Genomic DNA, 20,229 nt, shown 5'->3' with positions numbered 1-20,229 from the left:
AATACTACAAAGAGATTCTTTCATTTATCAATAACTTTTCGAAACTTCTCTTTTCACCCTATATAAATCTACTGCTATTGAGTGAGAACAATCTAAAAATCGATGAGCGAAATCATGAACGGGTTCCCACAGTAACTGAACGGATAACCCACGCCCTATTTGGCGCTTTTCTTGGATTTGCCCTAATTAACATTGTAGCCTTCTGGATGTTTCCCGGTGTAGGACTGGGAGCCATTTATATGTTTTCCGGTTATCACGCCGTAACGACAATTGCCAGCAGTTTAACCACGGTTTTGGTTTATACGCTCCTGATCTTATGCTTTGTTTTTGGATGGTTCCAAGGCAAGCATTTCACCAATCGGCTTAAACACTATATCAACTCTTGGAAGTTTTGGTAGGATAGATAAAAACCCGCAGGGTTTCTCTATAAAAAGCTTAATAGAATTTAATCCATCATCTTATCTGAAAGAAAACCCTGCGGGTTTGAAAAGGAATTACATATACTAAAACAAGTTCAACATACCATAAATCCCTAATCGTGCTTATAAAATCCTTCTCCTGATTTATCCCCAAGTTTGCCGGCATCCACCATCTTAACAAGCAGCGGACACGGTCGATATTTGGGATCTTTGAATCCTTCGTAAAGCACATTTAAAATATCCAGACAGACATCCAGACCGATAAAATCAGCCAGTCGCAGCGGTCCCATCGGATGCGCCATTCCAAGCTTCATCACCTGATCTACGTCTTCGGGTTCAGCCACACCTTCATATACGCAATAGATCGCCTCGTTGATCATCGGCATCAGTACACGGTTGGATACAAAGCCCGGATAATCAGCCACTTCTACAGGGTTCTTTCCTAACAGCTCGGCCGTCTCTTCGATCATTTCTACGACATCCGAATCGGTATCAAGTCCGCGCACTACTTCTACCAATTTCATTATCGGTACGGGATTAAAAAAGTGCATTCCAATAAATCGCTCGGGACGCGAAGTCGTTGCGGCCAACTTTGTAATAGAGATCGAAGAGGTATTGGATGCTAATATCGTCTTCTTCGGCGCTGCTTTATCTACTTCAGCAAATACTTTCTTCTTGAGTTCAAAATTCTCTGGCACAGCCTCAACAACTAAATCCACATCTTTGACTGCCTCGTTCGTCTCGGTATGTGTTTCAATATTTTCGAGTGTCTGTACTTTCTGCTCCGCATCGATCTTCTCCTTTTTAACCATACGCTCCAGGTTTTTATCGATGGTTGCCAACGCCTCTTCTGCCAGCTCTTGATTCATCTCCACCAAATTTACCGGAATGCCATTCATGGCAAAGACATGGCAAATGCCATTGCCCATGGTACCACCGCCAATGACTGCTACTTTTTTAATATCCATATCACTAAACATTTATTGCAATTTGTTGTTGGTTATTGATGAGAGAGAGTATCAATTTTCTGAGGCATTTTCAACGATTCTATCCCGTTAAATAATATTCATTATTAAGTAAGTCTAATTCTGCATTAATCTAATGGGATATCCCCTTTTTCCGGTTACTCATTAATTGGTATGTTTGCTACATTCCTGACTGTATAAAATTATTTTACGCTACTTATGAAGAAATTTTTACGCATTGTCCTTTTTCTACTCATCTTAACTGTCGGGATCGGTAGCTTGGGCATCTACTGGACATTCTATCGTCCACTGCCCAACTATCAAGCTACACAAGAGCACTCCAAAATTAATCAACAGGTTGATATACACTGGGATGCTCACGGCGTACCCCATATTTATGCTGACAATAAGCACGACCTCTATTACGCTCTGGGATACGTCCACGCCCAGGATCGGCTTTGGCAGATGACTTTAAGCCAGATGGCAGCCGAAGGACGATTTGCCGAGTTTTTGGGAAAAGACCTCCTTCCCTACGATAAACTGCAGCGTACCCTTGGTTTTTGGGAAATAGCTCAACAAATTGCTCCTACCATCTCCGACTCTACCCAAAATTTACTTCAAGCTTATTCAGCCGGAGTGAACTCCTATGTCAAAAATAATCCCAGAAGTCTGCCTATACAATTTACGCTGGCCGATATGGATCCCATTCCATGGACCCCCACGCATTCTATCGCCCTTGCACGAATGATGGCCTGGGAACTAAACTTAGCCTGGAAATCAGAACTTAATTATGCTTATTTCGCTGAACACCTTTCTGAAGAGAAGTTTTCACAACTGCTGCCCGACAACCGATTTCTTTCATCAAATCGAACGACTGACTCCAGCTGGGCTCAAACGCTAATGCCGCTGGTCGAAAAAAATGAACGTTTAAATAAAATTATGGGCCGTCAGGGCTCGCACGTAGGCAGTAATGCCTGGGCGATCAGCGCTGAAAAATCATCCACCGAAGCGCCTCTTTTAGCAGGTGATCCTCACCTGGGATTGAATATGCCCGGCAAATGGTACGAAACGCACTTGAATGTCAACGGCAGAAATCTTTCAGGCGCTACGCTTGCCGGTGCACCCATCGTTATTTTAGGCCAAAATGATCATCTGGCTTGGTCATTGACAAACATTATGCTCGACGACACCGACTTTTTTGCGGAAGCTATAAATCCCGAAAATCCCAACGAATACGTTATCGATTCGCTTGCAAACGAAGCGGTTTATGATGAGTTTGAAATCCAAAAAGAGGTCATAAAAATAAAAGGAGCTGATGATACGCTGTTTACCCGCAAGCTTACCAATCACGGCCCGGTAATCTCTGATATATATCCCGAACAGCAGTACACGAAAGATCGTGTTATTTCTATGCAGTGGACCGGCTATGAGGTAACCAATGAAATTGAAGCATTGTTAACCATGAACTGGGCGCAATCTTTTGATGAGTTTCAGGAAGGGGCCTATAACTTTAAAGTACCGGCACAAAATTTCATCTATGCCGATAAAGCCGGCAACATTGCCCAGCTATCAATGGCGAACATTCCCATCCGGGATAAAAATCCAATCTTGCTAAGAAAAGGCTGGAATACCGAACACGACTGGCAGGGCTATGTACCGGATGAACAGCTGCCAACAGTCATTAATCCCGAACGCGGCTGGGTTGCCAATGCCAATACTTCTCCCGTCAGCAACGATTATCCTTACTATATTTCGATGTATTGGGAACCGGATTCCCGCATCAGTCGAATCGAGCAATACTTGACAGAAAACGAACAGCTTTCCCCCCAGCTGTTCCAGCAGATGCAGAACGACACCTATTCCAGGTTTTCAAAAGATCTCTCGCAGCTCATTCTTCCAGTTTTAAAAAACAGCGATCAGCAGCAATTCGAGACTGCTATTTCGTACTTGGAGAACTGGGATTATAGCTATGATAAATCAGAAACAGCCGCCTCTATCATGGATGTCTTTTTACTCCATCTCGCTGAAAATACTTTTGTTGATGAAATGGGTGAAACTGGTTATCAGAATTTTGTACGATTCTCTTCGATGCCCATCCGTACTTTAAACCACTTTCTACGGAACGGCAGTACCTTTTTTGATGATGTGAGTACCAAAGGTACTACCGAAACTCGAAACGGTATGATCAGGAAAAGTATGGGGGAAGCTATTGATTTTCTGAAGCAAAACTATGGTGACGAACCCTTTGAGTGGCGATGGGAACAGCTACACACCATTACCTTTAAGCCCCAGCTTTTTGGTGAAGCCGCCGAAGATCCCAACGCCCCACAAGCGTTACAACTGATCGTCAATAACTTGCTCAACAATGGTCCCCATCCCGTAAGCGGACATGGTATGAGTATCAATAATGGAGAGTACAGTTGGAATAATCCCTACGAAATGGTTCTGGGACCTTCAATTCGACGCATTATTGACTTTTCTGATCTTAGTAAAACCTGGTCTATCAATCCTACCGGTCAATCGGGAAATCCCCTTTCACAGTATTATGGAGACCAAACCGAAAGCTGGCTCAACGGCCAATATAAATTTTTATATCAGGACAGTACTTTTTTTGATGAAAATCAGTTTAAGACTATGAGCTTTATACCTGAAGACGAATGATTTTAATTAATTAGGTGTCTCGACAATGTTGATTCCGCATCGGCATTCAGCTATGTTATCATCAATTTAGTATCAGTATATATCATCTTTGAAAATCCATGACTACACATTTTAAAATTTCTCTTAAAAACATATTACTACTGGTTATATCCAGTGCGGTCTTACTTTTCTCAACACAATCATGCTCCGCTTCCCAAAAAACGACTTCAAAATCATCGCCGGTTGGGAGCATTCAGCAAAAAAGTGTGCTAAATACAATTACGGAGCAAAATCTCAAGCCGGAAGAGGCCTCAGCAACGGCCGATCAACCCAAACAGATTGCGGATTCCGTGAATGTGGATTCATTGCTGGCCGAGATGTCGCTGAAAGAAAAGATTGGACAGCTGTTTTTCGTTCGCGCCTATGGGTATTACAAAAGTAACGACAGCGAGACCTACCAAAAACTTTTACGCCAGATACAAAATTATCATATTGGCGGGGTCGTTTTCTTTAACGGAACGGTATATGGTCAGGCAATTTTAACCAATAAACTACAGCGGGCCTCAAAACTCCCGCTTTGGGTTACCCAGGATATGGAATACGGCGCCGCCATGCGCATTGATGGTACTACTAGATTTGTACCTGCCATGGGCATTGCGGCCACACAAAAACCTGATTACGCTTACTGGATGGGTAAAGTTACCGCACAAGAAGCCACGGCTCTGGGGGTAAATCAGATTTTTGCTCCGGTACTGGATGTAAACAACAATCCCCTAAATCCGGTCATTAATGTACGATCCTTTTCAGGCGATCCCGATATTGTCTCAAAATTTGGCAATAAATTTATTGAAGGTGCAGAATCAGAAAACGTCCTCCCGACAGCGAAACATTTTCCCGGTCACGGTGATACGGACATCGACTCTCACCTGTCGCTACCTGTCATTGAGTACGATTTTGCCCGCCTCGATTCTGTTGAGCTCGTACCATTCCGGTCGGCCATCAACAATGGCTTAAAAAGCGTTATGAGTGCCCATATTTCATTCCCCGCCCTCAGTCCCGACTCCTCACTACCCGCTACGATGGATCCCTCGGTTCTTAATCGCATTTTAGCTGACAGCCTAAACTTTGATGGACTCGTCGTCAGTGACGGACTGGAAATGCAGGGCATCTCCTCCCATTTTTCTCCCGGTCAGGCAGTCATTCAAGCGCTTAAAGCCGGTGTTGATCTTATGCTTCTAAGTCCCGATGAGCTGACGGCTCTTCACGAAATTGAACAAGCTGTTGGTACGGGCAAGATCTCAGAGAAACGCATTGATAATTCCGTGCGCAAACTTCTCAAGTGGAAAAAACAGCAAGGGCTCTTTGAAAATAGAGAAGTTGATATTGAATCTCTCAGCGCCAATATCAACACTCGAAAGAATCGCCTAATTGCTGATGAAATCAGCCGAAAATCACTGACACTGCTCAAAAACAATAATGATATTCTTCCGATACGGGCATCCGAATATCCCAAAGTAATGGTTGTGTCTGTATCGGATGGCAAAAGCGGGTATACCGGTTCCTCTTTTGTTTCACAACTCAGGGATTACCATCCCGATATTAGTGCTCACCTGTTAGACCGACGGACAAGCAAAGAAGAAAAACAGGAGATGATCGAAGATGCCCGCAAAGCGGATCTTATCATCATCGGCTCGTTTATATACGTTAAGTCGGGCGAAAAAGTGCAACTCGATAGTGAGCAATTATCATTCTTAAAAAAGCTAACTAAGAATAAGCCCTCTATTTTAACCGCTTTTGGAAATCCATACGTGGTTCAGGATCTGCCGGATACTGATGTACAGCTTTTGGCGTGGTCGGCCAATGGCGGTCAGGTTAAAAGTACCGTACCGGCCCTGTTTGGCGGATCGGAAATAAGCGGGCGACTTCCCATCAGTATTCCTGGCCTGTATTCTATCAACCATGGATTATATCTGCCACAAACAGCAGTGCGTTACGACGAACCCGAAGTATCGGGATTGTCCCGTGATTCCCTTCGCAACATCGATCGTATCATGAATGAGGCGATATTTGATTCCACTTTTCCCGGCGGAGTAGTTACTGTCGTTAAGGATGGAAATATTGCCTATCAAAAAGGATTTGGATATGAAACATACGAAAAGCTCAACCCGATTAAAGAAGATGCGGTTTATGACCTGGCTTCACTCACAAAAGTTACGGCTACTACAGTCGCTGTAATGAAGCTGGTTGAGGAAGGAAAAATCAGCCTCAAAGATAAGATTGGAAAATATATCCCTGAATTTTCGGAGGGCAAAAAAAAGAATATCACTATAGCAAACTTTTTGCTGCACAATTCGGGCCTTCCCCCTTTTCGAGTGTATGTTGACTCCCTTAAATCTGAAGAAGAAATCATTGAAGCTATTAAAACCGAGCCTCTGACGTATAAGACGGGTAGCGATTATCGATACAGTGATCTCGGATTTATTCTGCTCGCAGAAATTGTTGAGCAAGTTTCCGGCAAGCCGCTTGATCAATATGTGCGGGAAAAGTTCTACTATCCTCTGGGAATGTCGTCTACCTTCTTTAATCCCAAGCAGGTTGGCAATCACCTGACAACCCGCATTCCGCCTACCGAAATTGACACAGTCTACCGGGATACTACGATCCGTGCCGAGGTACATGATGAACGGGCCTATTTCCTAAATGGCGTTGCCGGTCATGCGGGATTATTTTCGAGTGGAAAAGATCTGGCCATTTTTTGCCAGATGCTACTTAATGATGGCTGGTATGCCGGACGTCGTTACCTGGAACCCTCAACTATAGAGAAATTTACTAAGCGACAAGCAAAACATTCCAATCGGGGCTATGGATTTGACCGAAAAAGCGGAAAAAACAGTACGGCTGGATCCCTGACCAGTGAAAAAACGTTTGGTCACCTCGGTTTTACCGGTACCAGCTACTGGATTGATCCCGAGCGCGATCTGGCAATTATCATTTTAACAAATCGAACGTATCCGTATCGATCATACGGTGAAAATATCAGCACTATACGAGCAAAAGTTGCGGATGCGGTTGTTTCATCAATCATAGAGTAGTGGATATCAACGACCTTTACGATCAAAATTACGTACCCTATTCCAAAAAGGCTTCGGTTGCCGTTGTTCGCAGCAAAAGCGGCAAGTGGTTCCCCGGTGTACGTATCGAAAATATTTGTTATCCCCTGAGTATTAGCGCTACACAGAATGCCCTTTTTTACTGCCTCAGCGAAGGACATCAGCCCGCTGATCTTTTTACGGATGAAATAAATGTATCTATGATTCCGAGCTGGGAAAAAGAATTCGGGTTTACTGCCTATCCCCTGGACAAAGACAAGTTGCAAAATATTACCTTCGATAACCCGGTTTTAGATTCCGATATCAACAAGAGGAAAAAACTTAAACAACTGCTGGATCTGGCTGTGGTCGGGGAGTCGGATTTTCCGGTTTCGGCGATAGTAGAAACAGAACAGGGATATTTTACGGGAGTAAATATTGAATGTACTTCATGGAATATGGGACTTTGCGCCGAGCGCGTTGCTATTGCAAAAGCGCTAACTTTTAGCAGTGAGAATTTAATCAGCCTTGAAATACACACCCGCAAAGGAGAATTCAGTAGTCCCTGCGGTGCTTGTCGACAGGTTATTATCGAACACCTGCCAAAGAAACAAATTCACCTGCATCATGCCGACGATTCCGAATCCATTCACTTTAGCGAAGATCTTCTTCCTCATAGTTTTAGTTCTTCATCACTTTCGAACAGATAATTCTCTCAATTTTATATGAAATATATTGCATCAATCGATTATGATCATTTAGATAACGGCGTTTTTCTAACCAGCCTGGCCCGTTCGCTTTCGCAACAGCAAGGTAACTCCGATCTGCGTTCCATTATTATTCATTCCGATAGTGAATACACCGAGCGCATCATCCAAACCGGTGTAATGCGAGATGAAGCAACCATCCGTAGTATCAAAGATCTCAACAATCGGCTGGTTGCCCTTTTTGCTGATGAGGGGGTATCTGCAATTGGTCTTAATCCCTATCAGCGGAACCTGATAACCCAGCAAAATGGGACGCTCACGCTCGATCATTCCTTTTTGGATACACTACCCAGCCAATCAGTATTACTACTCTCCACCCTGGTTCAAAACGCTGATGAAAATAAAATTGAACCACTATCTCTGCCACACTTTGCCACTTTTTTATACGAAGAATTACAGGCCGATGAACTATTTCTCTTTTCCAAGTCCGACGAATCGGAAATATTTACGGATAGAAAAACAGAAACAGATCCAAGATGGGATACAATGGATTCCGAGTTTAGAGAACATCAGATTCCGGATGAATTCAATAATTTTAACCATCCCGTAAGACTTGCAACAGCCCGGGATTTTAATCAATTGCCAAATTTAGAGCAAACTATTACCATCAACAGCAGCAAAAATTGATTTATTTCCCGTAGATCGATTGTAAATCACCACATTTTTGGAAAAAAGTCCATTTAATCAATTAAAATGGGCTTTTTTACTTGACACAACAGTTCCATATACATAGATTCGACCATTCGATGTATTAAAAGGATACACATCGAGCGAATTTTTTAATTATTAATACTAATCAAACGGAGTCATATAATGAGCCGATACGATGAAATGAGTGAATTGTTAGATGAACTGGAACCTGACATTAATAAGTTTTACAACAAGGGAAATAAAGCTGCAGGTACGCGCGCTCGTAAAACTCTTCAAGCTATGAAGAAGAAAGCGCAAGATATTCGAATGGAAATTCAAGAGTGGAAAAACACTGGAAAAGTTGACGAAATTTAATTCGGTCAATCCACTTATTTAATTTCTAAAGGCCGCTTTTCAGCGGCCTTTTTTATTTGATAAGCATAGATATTATCAGATAAAAATGCCGCAAGAATTTACCCTGCGGCACCTAAACAACCGAAATATTTTATCAATTTTATTCCTCTTCGCCTTCTTCTCCTATCGGCTCTTTTTCAAATGATTCAACAGCCTCTTCAACCGTTCTATAACTGTTGAATACGGTTATCAGCTTAGTGACCATTAATAAACTTTCAATCCGTTGATCGGCTCCGGCAATACGCAAGTCGCCGCCCGCATTGCGCATGGTAGTAAGTCCGCCAATCAAAATTCCCAACCCCGAGGAATTCATAAACTTGACGTTACTTAAGTCTGCTACTACTTCTTTTTTGTCCTCGTCAATCAAATCATGCAGATCTTCGTTAAATTTATTAGCATCCGGACCTCCCATAAGGTTACCACTAAACTCTACTACAATACAGTTATAACGCTCGTTTATCGAATAATTCATAAGCTGGTTTTTCTTTTTAAGTTGTTCCTCAAATTAAATTCAGAACTCATAATATACAAGACTTAGCTAAGTATGTGAATTTGATCGATAAAACTAAAATTGGTTTAATATCTGACAATCCCACTCATAAATTAGTACCATGTTCGGGTTCGAAAAAACAACTATTGCAAAAGACAAATCCTACAAGTACCGGCTTTACCGACACGAATATCAGCTGAGCTATGCAAAATATTTAGATCTATTGGCACAACCAGCAGAAGAATTCCGCCTGTTTTTTATAGATCTGTTAACAAACATACCCTTTCGCGCCTATCACTGGGAAACGCCGCCTGTTACCAAAGATTCATTGGATCAACCCTTTGAGTTTGTAGTCAGTCGCACTCCCGGCATTGACTTGCCTCCCGATCCCGGACCATTTCGACAATATTTTCAGTTCGATAAAAAAGTCGTTGTCTTTGATAATCTGGGTGGGGATGCCAAATTAATTGCCCCCACCCCCGCTGACCAACAGCTAAACTATTCGCATATTGGCGTTTTTACTGTGAATGCCCCCGAAGAGCAACAGCTGGCGTTTTGGCAAACAGTGGGAAGCGTAACCAATGACCTTATTTCGAATCAACCAATTTGGCTTAATACCGCTGGCGGTGGAGTAGCATGGCTTCATATTCGGCTGGATTCAAATCCCAAATACTACCGGCATAAGCCCTATATCTCGACGGGTTAATTTATTGCCCGCTCCACTGGTAGTAAATGAGTCCGCCACCGCGACCGCCTGAAATGAAGTCTGCGGAACCATCACCATCAAAATCAATAAACTGAGGTGCAGCCAATCGCGGTGCCGTAATAGAAATCGGGAGCGACTCTTTTTTAAACGCAGCCTTATTTTCTGTACCTGTATTCCGATAAAATACAAACCCCTCGGTTTTGCTTCCGATAAACAGATCCAGATCGCCATCGGCGTCGATATCATGTAACGTGGGAGTACTCCGATGGGCAACTTTAACATTGGTAAACGAATCTTTTTCGAGAACAAAATTGGGATTCTCGGCTGTTCCATTATTCCGATAAAAATGGATTTTTCCACCCGATTCTCCCACAAAAAGATCGAGGTCACCGTCATTATCTATATCAGCAAGTGCAGGTGCACTGTTACTGCCCCGCTCCAGCTCTACAAACGATTCGTCCACTTTCTCAAATCCATCTCCGGAATTCTCATAGTAAGCGACTCGTCCTTTCCAGGTTCCCAACAGCAAATCATCAAGGCCATCGCCGTTAAGATCACCCAATGCCGGTGCATAATGATAGGCATTCGACAGATTCAGCGTTCCAGACTTATGCAATGATGGGTCTTCTTTTGTACCGCGATTTTCAAATGTATACACAATCGATGATTTACTTCCACCGGGATCAATTTTATTTGCCAACAGCAGATCGACATCATCATCGCCATCGATATCACCGGCTGCAGGGATGCTTTCATTTCCAATATCAATACCGTTCAAAAACTGTTTGCTTTGCCGGTTAAATCGTCCGTTATCGTTCTGCTTATAGAAATAGAGATTCTCAGCCAGCGTCCGACTTGCATTATAGGCTCCACCCAATACCCCAATTAGGAGATCCTTTTTACCGTCCTGTCCCCAGTCGGCAAAAGTGGGGGCATTATATCCGCTGGACTCTACGGGGTTAGACGACGGAAACGGCTGTGGCTCCCCCTGTAGTCCGGGATTGCTGCACGATCCCCTATTCTCAATAAGCAAAAGACTGGGCTCAAAAAAGTCACCCCAGAAAAGATCTTGGTCGCCGTCATCATCAATATCTACAAACGTAAGCGTATTGGCCCCGTGCATGGTACCTACTTCTTTGACGATCTCAATCCCCTCAAATTTCCTGCTAACCAGCTCAAATTGGGGTACTCCACGCTCATCACGCCCTACCGATTCGTAGTGTGTAATGGTTCCGTCCAATCGTCCTATAAACAGATCCAGATTCCCATCGCAGTCGATATCAGTAACATTAGGGATGTTCTGCCGATCCGAAAAGATAGGTTCTCCTTTAACATCTTTGAGGGTATCAGTCACTAAGGTGAAATCGGGCTGGTCGGAAGTGCCATCATTGCGATAATAACGAATATAGCTGTACGGCTGTTCGGCCAGCAGATCCATATCCCCGTCCTGATCCAGATCCGCAAACCGATACCATTCCCCGATATCCAGATCGTGAAAACGGTCGGTTTGCCAACGCAGCTCCGAGTCTTCATTCTCAAAAAACATGAGATCGTTCGAATTCTCCTGCAGAAAAAGATCGGGATCGTCATCACCGTTTATATCTACAAACTGTGGACGAGGGGCATTAAATCCGCCTAAAAAAGGATGCTGTATAGCAGTTCCTGTGCTATCATAAACCGCAAATGGAGCAACCGTTTTTTGGAATTTCCCAGATTCTCCCTCCTGACTCAATACCCCCGATCCGCTACAACCACCTATCAGTATAGCAATGGATACGAGTGCAAAACATAAAAATCGAGCAGACATTATTTCTTTGTCAATTAAGTTGAATTTAGCCGTCAGCTTCTGGCACAAAAGATTGCTCTGAGTCTACCAACGGGCATTGGTCCCTATTCCGGATGGGTAGGCGCCAACCTCAATCACTTCCTCAATCTTATTCGTTTCGGTATTAATCACGGTAATAGTCCCGTTGGGGTCGCCTGATGCTGATGTGCCTTCTGAATCAAACGTTCCCTTTCGATTATTATTGGAGATATAGAGGTATTTGCCATCGGCTGACATTGCACTTCCGTGCGGTTGAGCTAACCCATTTCCTTCAAAAACGGTATCTACCGAACGCGATTTCATATCAACCACGGTAACGGTATGAGCCTCCTTATTACCAAAATAGACGTACTTACCGTCAGGAGAAAACACCGGGTGCCAGGGCTGTGCATTCACATCAATGCTATCAGTCAATTTAGGTGTTTCGGGATTCGAAACATCAAAAATTAATAGTTTGCCTGAAATCTGTCCCGTTACAACCATGGTATTCCCATCCGGTGATATAGCGAAGTCAACAAATACATGCGTGTCTTCATCCACCGTAGTCAGCTCCGTTTCTTCAGTTTCGTTATTAAGTGAGAGGATCTGATTTTCAGCCAGACTGGCAATAAAAGTCCACTCTCCATTGGGTGTGACTGTCAGCGCGTGGGGACGTGCAAAAAAGGTGCGAATTTCTTTCTGCAGCGTCATATCTGATCGATTGATAATCCCGATGCTTTGCGGGGGATTTACGGCACTCATCGATCGTCCGACAATCAATTGATCACGGGTAGGATGCAATGATAGCAAACCGGGCACTTCCAATTCGACCTGACCGACCAGCTTGTTATCCCGGTTGAATTTTAGTACTCGATTTTCACCAATCAGCGTCACATACCAGTATGAACCATCCGGTTCGGCAACGGTGTGGTGCGGCTTCGCATTGGCTGAGAAACCCAACTCCTGCAGATCAATGCTCTCTACAATTTCATTGCTTTCAACATCGATTACGGATAACGTTGCTTCTCCCTGGTTACAGACATAGATCCGCTGATTTTGTACATCATCAACCGACTGTTCCCCGCTCTGATCACCTTGTCCAACAAGTGATGTAGCGGAAAACCCCACAAAGAACAGCGTAATAAATAGAGTTCTCAGTAAAAAACTTATCCAATTTCGCATTGTTAAATAACTATCGAATTAGATGAAAATTATTGCGCGCTTGCCGGACTTACAGGTTGATCTTCATTTTCCAAGATAAACAGTCCTTCCGTGGAGCTGGTCATAATAATGATATCACTTTCAAAATACGGATAATTGCTCCACGTTCCAGCAAAACCGGGCTCATCTTCTCCAAAAGGCTCGGTATCAAAGTATCCGATTTTCTTAGGATCCTCGGGATCGCTGATATCAACTACTTGCAGTCCGCTCACATAGTTCGACTGATACATCGTATTGCCTTTGATGTATAAGTTGTGATCCGAAGCAGAGTTATCGAACAGATATTCATCAACAAATTGCGGATCATCCAAATCAGATACATCCCAGATAAGTGTACGGGTATGATCCACATTACCGGTTAGCTCATCCAGCTCATCATTCTGGAAAAAATAGCGCTGATCTTCCGTCAACCATCCCTGGTGTACATAAGCATAATCGGGATATGAAACTGTTGAAAGTGCTTGTGGATTTTCTTTATCCGAAACATTGGCAAAACTGATTGCGGTTTCGTTGGCTCCGATACAAATCTCTTCTCCCTGATACTCTTTGTCGGGACCTTTATATGTTACACACTGCGCATCGTGAGTGTATCCCGTTCCGCTTCGTCCGGTTGACGGATCCGCAAAACAGCCGGCAAAAGTAGGATTCTTAGGGTCCTGAATATTAACCATATGTAATCCCCCGCCGCAGGTTTGTCCGCCGCCGCTGCTACCCACAGCATAGGCAAAACCAGTATCCTTATTAATTACAATATTGTGGACGCTGTGAACCTTGTCATAAACGGTATCCTCTTTCAGAGTCATTGGTGAACCTTCAAAATCTCTCAACTTGGTTAGATCCACCACTTGAATTCCATGTTCCCCGGCATTATCAGCCACTACATATGCATGATTTTTATAAACCTTAATATCACGCCAGGCATTTGCTCGTGAACCTTCGGTCATGGGTAAGTTAGCTACATAAACAGGATTTGTCGGATCACTGACATCCACAAAAGAAGTTCCGTTTATGCGTCCGACCAGTGCATACTCTTTTCCGGTTTTGGGATCGGTCCATCCCCAAATGTCATTCATACGGACGCCGCGTTCGCCACCTATCTCTTCAATGGGGAGGAAAGAAAGAAGATTTACATTGCTGCAGCCAAAATGCGAGGCACTGCCATCACTACAATTCACTTTGTTACCGGTAATGGGTTTAAGAACAGAACTACTTTCGCTGACTACCGTTGAAGCTACCGACCAGTTTCCGGCATCATCCATTTGTAAAATAGCAGCCGTTCCCGCTCCGTAATCGGCACCGGTAAGTCCGGCCACAGCAACACCTTTATCAACAGCAATAGTACTTGCAAACTGGACACCCGGTTTACGATCAGGTCCGCCTATCTTACTGACGCCGACCCATTCACTGCTGTCTTTATTCTGTTTAAACTGATACAAGGCTCCTTTTCTATCATCGGCACCGGGCGTACCTACCCAAAGCTTGCCATTGGCTATGGCCAGCGAAGAACCAAAGCCGTAGCGTGGCTGACTATCAAAAGCCACTAATTTGCCCGTCGCATTCCAAGAACCATTGTCAGCATTACGCTCGTAAACAAACACAGCTCCAGATCCTGAAGCATTACGTGGTGCTCCTACAAGGAGCTTATCATTCAAAACTCCCAATGTTGAGCCAAACCGTGCATTATCAGCTGCCTGGTCACTACTCAGGGTAGCTTCCTTTTTCCACGATCCTTCATCACCGGATCGATAAACGTGTACTGCTCCACCTTCTTCCGGGGCTCCAACAAGTAGTTTTGATCCTTCCACTTCAAGAGCTGATCCAAATCCAATGCCCTCCGCCGTATCGGGATTGGCCAAACGCTGCTGCTGGCTCCATGTTCCTGATTCTGTTTTTTGAAATACATATACAGCCCCGCTGCCGTCTGCTTCTCCGGGTGCACCCAGAAAGGCAAGATCACCGCCAAGCGCTACACTGGTACCCAAGCTGCCCTTTTTGCTTGTATCCGACAGCGCCAATTGAACCGTCTGGCTCCAGGAACCATCTCCGGACTTTGTAAACAAATAACCCGCCCCTCGTTCATCATCGCGTGCCGGCGCACCGATAAGAACTGCATCTCCGTCGGTTGTTAGTGAGGCGCCAAAACCGTTACCAATTTCCCCGTCCGATGCTGAAAGCTTAAACTGTTGGGACCATTCATTATCAGCACGCTGGTAAATATATACGACTCCCGGCTGATGTGGATTAGCTGCCTCACCGATAAAAACCGATCCGTCATTCACCGAAACAGCCCGGGCAAAACCTGCCATGCTTTCTACTTCACCTGAACTTGTGGTCTGGGCATCCGCCGAATTAAAAGTTAATGAAAGAAAAAGAGCAAAAAAGAATATCAGTAAACGTTTCATTGGGATCATGGTTTAAAACTTGTTTGAATTGCATTCTTAATTATTAAAAAACTTGGTGACAATCAAAATCGAAAAGTAAAAAAGCATTAAAGTAAAACCCTTCTTTCTTCCTCCATCAATTACTACTCATGGAGCTCCCTACCCACGAATATTTTCCTGCTCAAACGAAAAAATGAATGTCGCTCCATCATCGGACTGAATGTTGAGCGTGCCTCCAAGCTGATCAATAAGTGTGTTAACCAGCGTAAAGCCAAGTGAACTTTGCTCATCAATCGAAAAGTCGTCCGGCAATCCCCTTCCGCTATCTTTAATCATAAAAGTGACGTTTGAATCTTTCTTATATCCACTAATTTCTATCCTGCCATCCTGATGATCTGGAAAGGCGTGCTTATATTCGTTTGTAACCAACTCGTTAATAATAACCCCACATGGAACTGCTTGATTGAGGTTCAAATTTATAGCATCAATATCGATGTCAAAACTGATATCATTATTATCTGCTATATCATACACCTCTTTGACCGATGAAGTAATTTGTTCTACCAAACTATCAAATGAAAGCTCATTAAAGAAGGTTTCTGAGCCACATCGTCAATATCATAGATATCGTACACTTTGGGAGACCACTGCAGAGAGTTGTTTTCAAATCCCACCGATAGCCACCCAATTCAGCAAGTTCCTGCTCTATTCGCAAATTGGTTAATCCATTCTTAACTAATTTTTTCATATTAGAATAAGGTTGGTATTGCATATAATTTTTATTCAATTGCAATAGCGAAAGCATGACTCTCTATATATAGAAAGTGTGAACATAGTAAGTTAGCTCTCCAAGCTTTATTAAAAACATATATTTATATGCACAAGTATTTAGCAACTATTCTATTGTCCTTATTTTTATTTTCATGTAGTAACTCCCTAACAGAAATACATGTAGGTACGACTCCCTTTTTTGGTGAAACAGCTTTTTATATCGCTCAATCAAAGGGTCTTTTTGAAGATCAGGGGCTAAAAGTCGTATCACACCCAAACTCAGCAGGAAAGAAATCATTACAAGCGTTGTTCAATGGAGACCTTGATATTGCTCATGTCGCCGAACTGCCCATCGTTTATGCCTTAGCGGGATCAGAAGAGTATAAAACAGGCAAAGATATCAGCCTTAAAATCTTTGCCAATATGATTCACGTCAATAACATCCAAAAAATTATCGCCCGAAAAGATAGTGATATTAATAGTGCCAATGATCTAATCAATAAAAAAATTGGATTTTATAAAGGTACTACGTCCGAGTTCTTTTTAGATACATTCCTGTTAGAGCACAATATTAAGGATAGTTTAATTACAAAAGTAAATATTGATGTATCAGAACAGTTAAATGCTTTAAAAGAAGGAAAAGTTGATGCCGTTGTTAGCTGGGAACCTCATGCCTCAAAAATGTTAGCAGAAATGGGGTCCAAAGTACATTCGCTCGATACAATGATAGATCATTCAACGCTGTGGTTAGCGGTAACTTCTGCCTCATATATCGATCATAATAAAGAGGATCTCGTGGCATATTTGACGGCTATAAAAAAAGCGCAGAGATATATCCAAAATAATCAGCAAGAAGCACAAAAAATGTTGGCTCGTAAAACCAATTCCTCACAACAGGTAATTCAAAATATATGGGGCTCCATTACATATGATCTTTCCTTGGGAGAGCAAATGCTCATCTTATTAGAAGATCAACATCGATGGTTACGAGAAAATAAGCGTGTCAAGAAAAGATCTAATCCGATAAATATTGAGGATGCCATCTATTTAAAAGCAATGGAAAAGGTTTATCCGCAAGGAATATCAATTATACGATAGACTGATAACCTGTACATCAATTTACATCTAATTAAGATGATGACCTCCAATTCCCTTAACTTGCGTATTTTTAAAGGTGATCGATAACTTGGTCCCCTTATCTCCGGAAGTAACATCCATAGAAGCTTCAAGCTGCTGGACGAGTGATTGTACAATGCGCATTCCCAGGGTGTTTGCATTAGAAAAGCTAATATTTTCCGGCAGTCCAACGCCATTATCTGAAATATTTAAATAGACCATCTCATCCCTTTCTTTAAGGGAAATAGATATTTTTCCCTTCTTAACATTTACAAACGCATGTTTCAAAGCATTGGTTATCAATTCATTAATGATTAAAGCACAGGGAACAGCTTGATTGATATTGAGCATTACGTTTTCCAGCTCATAATCGACTTTAACTGAGGTCTCGGTATTTATGGTTTGTACTATCGTTTCCACCAACTGATTAACATGTTCCTTAAAATTAAGTTTTGAAAAATTATCACTCTCATAGAGTAACTCATGGACCAACGCCATAGACTGAATTCTCAGCTGACTGTCGCTCAGTTTATTTCTTAGAGTTTCATTAGTGCTCTCCATTGCCTGCAATTCCATCATTCCCGAAATAATAGCTAAATTATTTTTTACTCGATGATGAATTTCTTGCAATAAAACAGATTTTTCTTCTAATGATTCCTGCAATTCTTCTTCATAAGTAACATAGCCGGTAATATCTATGCCAACGAGTTGTACAGCCTGTTCTTCTTCGTACTTAATAGGCATTGCCTGAACCTGTAGATATCGATGTCCCCCATCCAACCTTTTTACCTTATAGACCGTGGGGGGTGTTTTCTTACCTTCTTCTTGTACTTCTTTTACTTGATCAATGGCCTGATCTATTTGAGCTTCTTCAATAAATTGAAAAATTGACTTGCCGATAAGCTCTTCGGAGCTTTGTGCTCCAATAATATCGACCCCTCCCGAGTTTATAAATTGTACTTCGCCTTCAATATGGATGACAATCAGGCTGGGATCTTGTTCAACTAATGTTGCCCATCTTTTTTGATTCTCTTCTGCTTTTTCCCGGAGTTGTTTTTCTTTTTTTATGTGATCACTCAACTTTTGAGCCATAGCGTTAAATTCGTCAGCCAGCTGGCTGTGCTCATCCGTTCCTTCAATTGCAATTCGACTTCCAAGATTTCCTTCTCCAATTAATTGTGTGCCTTCAAGAAGTGATGTCAGTGAATTAATAATTCGTTTCCGAACGCCAACAATCAGGTAAACAATAAATCCAATAATCGGAATCAGGATAAATAGCTCGAATCGCTGATCGTTTTGAAGATCCCGTATCTGCTTTCTCCGGCTTTCTTCCAATCTATTGGAGATGGAAAGCAACAATTGAATATCCGATCTAATACGGGCCCGAGCTCGTTCTAAAAGGATCTCCTGGTTCTCGCTATTTTGATAATATTCAGGGTTATCCTTCACTTTTCGGATTAAGGCAAAAGCTCGCTTTATAGCAGGAAGCGAATTTGAAACGACCTTTCGATTTGGAAAATCCTTCATTTCAGTACTGGCTTCTTGTAGTTCCTCGTACAAATTATTCCAAGTATCCAGATACCGTGTTTCTTTATACGCCAAGTATTGCTCGGTAATAATGTTCAGTTCTGAGGCTGTTTTAGCAAAGCTGTTAACTCTTTCGAGAGTATCAAGCTGATTATTTATTTGCACAGTCGTATAAAATAGGAAGGCAAATAGGATAAAAAATGCTCCTATTGCCAACAGTGCAATAATATTTAAGCGTGATTTTATCGTCATTGTATAACCGTTATACCATTCGGATACACGTTACGCATCGGCTCAAAATTGATGATTCTCGTGAAATCAAAATTATTGACAGCCACGTTGTTCTTTCTTTTTATCCACCGCATCTGATCTTCCAAGAGTGTCAACATACGTTCACTTAATGACAGCTGATAGTCAATCTCACCCCAAATAGGTTCTATTACTTCAATGGGAACGCCTGTTTCTTGGGCCAAAAGTTGTTGTACGTTCTTTGGATGGTCTTTGATATAAGCCTGTGCCTCCCTGATGGCCTGCAGATACGAAACCAAGACATCCGGTTTCTTTTCGGCAAAACCGTCAAGGGCAACCGCCAACCATAATGTTGAATAGGTAAGTTCCGGCTCAAGTTTTACAGCTCGGTCGCCCAGCTGTTGTTGAATATAAGTGGCATAAGGCTCCCAAGTTACCGACACGTCGATATCACCATCTAAGATGGCCTTTACCTGTGAACTTGGCTCCATATTTACAACTTCCAGGTTATCGACAGAAATCTTTTGCTCTAATAAAAATGAATCCAGAAAGTACTCAAGCTGAGTTCCTTGATAAATTCCTATTTTCTTATTTTCCAAGTCATTTGGGTTTTTAATGCCGTGATCCTTACGTGCTATGATATGCTGGATCTCATTCGTATAAATCATGTCACCAAAGATTTGAAAAGAAGACCTATTTGCTCCCTCAATATATGAGGTATCAAAAAGAGCGTATACCACAGGTGTTTCAGCAACATGTGCTATATCTACCTTCTCCCTTAACAAATCCCTGATAGATTGCCGCCCGGAATTGTTGTTTTTAAAAGAAACATCCAAGCCGTGCTTTTTGAAAAATCCTTGCTCCCTGGCTACAAAGGTAGCTGTTTCCCCTAAAAATGATTTGTTAATACCAATACGAACATCGGTAAGAGTTTTGGTTGTATTATCCTGTTTCTGGCATCCTCCAATGATGAATAATAGTAATAATACCGTAACCAGATAACGCATATGGATTACATTTTGAGGGTGATTTCATTTATG

16 protein-coding genes are annotated in these 20,229 nt (G+C 42.5%); 8 read left to right on the top strand and 8 right to left on the bottom strand.

What is annotated here, in order from left to right; translation table 11 throughout:
* Nucleotides 1-77: 77 nt before the first annotated feature.
* Nucleotides 78-398 (top strand): hypothetical protein, encoded by a 321-nt coding sequence (locus ACQ4LT_RS04040; protein WP_445664736.1) that lies wholly within the window; start codon nucleotides 78-80, stop codon nucleotides 396-398.
* A 134-nt stretch (nucleotides 399-532) separates the two neighbouring features.
* Here the strand turns inward: ACQ4LT_RS04040 and ACQ4LT_RS04035 are convergent, their stop codons facing one another.
* Nucleotides 533-1,387 (bottom strand): 3-hydroxyacyl-CoA dehydrogenase family protein, encoded by an 855-nt coding sequence (locus ACQ4LT_RS04035; RefSeq protein WP_445664735.1) that lies wholly within the window; start codon nucleotides 1,385-1,387, stop codon nucleotides 533-535.
* Nucleotides 1,388-1,603: 216 nt separating this feature from the next.
* Between ACQ4LT_RS04035 and ACQ4LT_RS04030 the strand changes: the two genes are divergently transcribed.
* The 5 genes from ACQ4LT_RS04030 (at nucleotide 1,604) to ACQ4LT_RS04010 (ending at nucleotide 8,885) form a co-directional block, all read left to right on the top strand.
* The gene (locus tag ACQ4LT_RS04030) at nucleotides 1,604-4,045 is read left to right on the top strand and encodes a penicillin acylase family protein (RefSeq protein ID WP_445664734.1); all 2,442 of its coding nucleotides are present in this window, start codon (nucleotides 1,604-1,606) and stop codon (nucleotides 4,043-4,045) included.
* Nucleotides 4,046-4,143: 98 nt separating this feature from the next.
* Nucleotides 4,144-7,116 (top strand): glycoside hydrolase family 3 N-terminal domain-containing protein, encoded by a 2,973-nt coding sequence (locus ACQ4LT_RS04025; RefSeq protein WP_445664733.1) that lies wholly within the window; start codon nucleotides 4,144-4,146, stop codon nucleotides 7,114-7,116.
* Nucleotides 7,116-7,823, top strand: a complete 708-nt coding sequence (locus ACQ4LT_RS04020) for a cytidine deaminase (RefSeq protein ID WP_445664732.1) — start codon at nucleotides 7,116-7,118, stop codon at nucleotides 7,821-7,823. The genes ACQ4LT_RS04025 and ACQ4LT_RS04020 overlap by 1 nt, the downstream gene beginning before the upstream one ends.
* Before the next feature lie 15 nt (nucleotides 7,824-7,838).
* Complete coding sequence (locus ACQ4LT_RS04015) at nucleotides 7,839-8,507, top strand: hypothetical protein (RefSeq protein ID WP_445664731.1); 669 nt, start codon at nucleotides 7,839-7,841, stop codon at nucleotides 8,505-8,507.
* A gap of 186 nt (nucleotides 8,508-8,693) precedes the next feature.
* On the top strand, nucleotides 8,694-8,885 hold the full coding sequence (locus ACQ4LT_RS04010) for a histone H1 (RefSeq protein ID WP_445664730.1): 192 nt from the start codon (nucleotides 8,694-8,696) through the stop codon (nucleotides 8,883-8,885).
* Nucleotides 8,886-9,024: 139 nt separating this feature from the next.
* On the opposite strand, the gene ACQ4LT_RS04005 is transcribed toward ACQ4LT_RS04010, so the two are convergent.
* On the bottom strand, nucleotides 9,025-9,396 hold the full coding sequence (locus ACQ4LT_RS04005; protein ID WP_445664729.1) for an STAS domain-containing protein: 372 nt from the start codon (nucleotides 9,394-9,396) through the stop codon (nucleotides 9,025-9,027).
* A 139-nt stretch (nucleotides 9,397-9,535) separates the two neighbouring features.
* On the opposite strand from ACQ4LT_RS04005, the gene ACQ4LT_RS04000 reads away from it, so the two are divergent.
* Complete coding sequence (locus ACQ4LT_RS04000; protein ID WP_445664728.1) at nucleotides 9,536-10,120, top strand: DUF6940 family protein; 585 nt, start codon at nucleotides 9,536-9,538, stop codon at nucleotides 10,118-10,120.
* A gap of 1 nt (nucleotide 10,121) precedes the next feature.
* Here ACQ4LT_RS04000 and ACQ4LT_RS03995 read toward each other — a convergent pair whose 3' ends face one another.
* The 4 genes from ACQ4LT_RS03995 to ACQ4LT_RS03980 form a co-directional block, all read right to left on the bottom strand.
* Nucleotides 10,122-11,927, bottom strand: a complete 1,806-nt coding sequence (locus tag ACQ4LT_RS03995) for an FG-GAP repeat domain-containing protein (protein ID WP_445664727.1) — start codon at nucleotides 11,925-11,927, stop codon at nucleotides 10,122-10,124.
* A 63-nt stretch (nucleotides 11,928-11,990) separates the two neighbouring features.
* A complete protein-coding gene (locus tag ACQ4LT_RS03990; protein ID WP_445664726.1) occupies nucleotides 11,991-13,106 on the bottom strand; it encodes a beta-propeller fold lactonase family protein in 1,116 nt (371 codons plus the stop codon).
* A gap of 29 nt (nucleotides 13,107-13,135) precedes the next feature.
* Complete coding sequence (locus ACQ4LT_RS03985) at nucleotides 13,136-15,547, bottom strand: choice-of-anchor B family protein (protein WP_445664725.1); 2,412 nt, start codon at nucleotides 15,545-15,547, stop codon at nucleotides 13,136-13,138.
* A gap of 138 nt (nucleotides 15,548-15,685) precedes the next feature.
* On the bottom strand, nucleotides 15,686-16,093 hold the full coding sequence (locus ACQ4LT_RS03980; RefSeq protein WP_445664724.1) for a sensor histidine kinase: 408 nt from the start codon (nucleotides 16,091-16,093) through the stop codon (nucleotides 15,686-15,688).
* Nucleotides 16,094-16,402: 309 nt separating this feature from the next.
* Between ACQ4LT_RS03980 and ACQ4LT_RS03975 the strand changes: the two genes are divergently transcribed.
* Entirely contained in the window at nucleotides 16,403-17,395 is a 993-nt protein-coding gene (locus ACQ4LT_RS03975) for an ABC transporter substrate-binding protein (protein WP_445664723.1), read from the top strand.
* A gap of 27 nt (nucleotides 17,396-17,422) precedes the next feature.
* Here the strand turns inward: ACQ4LT_RS03975 and ACQ4LT_RS03970 are convergent, their stop codons facing one another.
* Together ACQ4LT_RS03970 and ACQ4LT_RS03965 are read right to left on the bottom strand one after the other, a co-directional pair.
* Complete coding sequence (locus ACQ4LT_RS03970) at nucleotides 17,423-19,192, bottom strand: sensor histidine kinase (RefSeq protein ID WP_445664722.1); 1,770 nt, start codon at nucleotides 19,190-19,192, stop codon at nucleotides 17,423-17,425.
* Nucleotides 19,189-20,196 (bottom strand): ABC transporter substrate-binding protein, encoded by a 1,008-nt coding sequence (locus ACQ4LT_RS03965; RefSeq protein WP_445664721.1) that lies wholly within the window; start codon nucleotides 20,194-20,196, stop codon nucleotides 19,189-19,191. Before ACQ4LT_RS03965 ends, ACQ4LT_RS03970 begins: the two co-directional genes overlap by 4 nt.
* Between the last annotated feature and the right edge of the window lie 33 nt (nucleotides 20,197-20,229).

The sequence above is a fragment of the Fodinibius sp. AD559 genome, from assembly GCF_052712805.1.
This window is presented reverse-complemented; position numbering and strand designations above follow the sequence as displayed.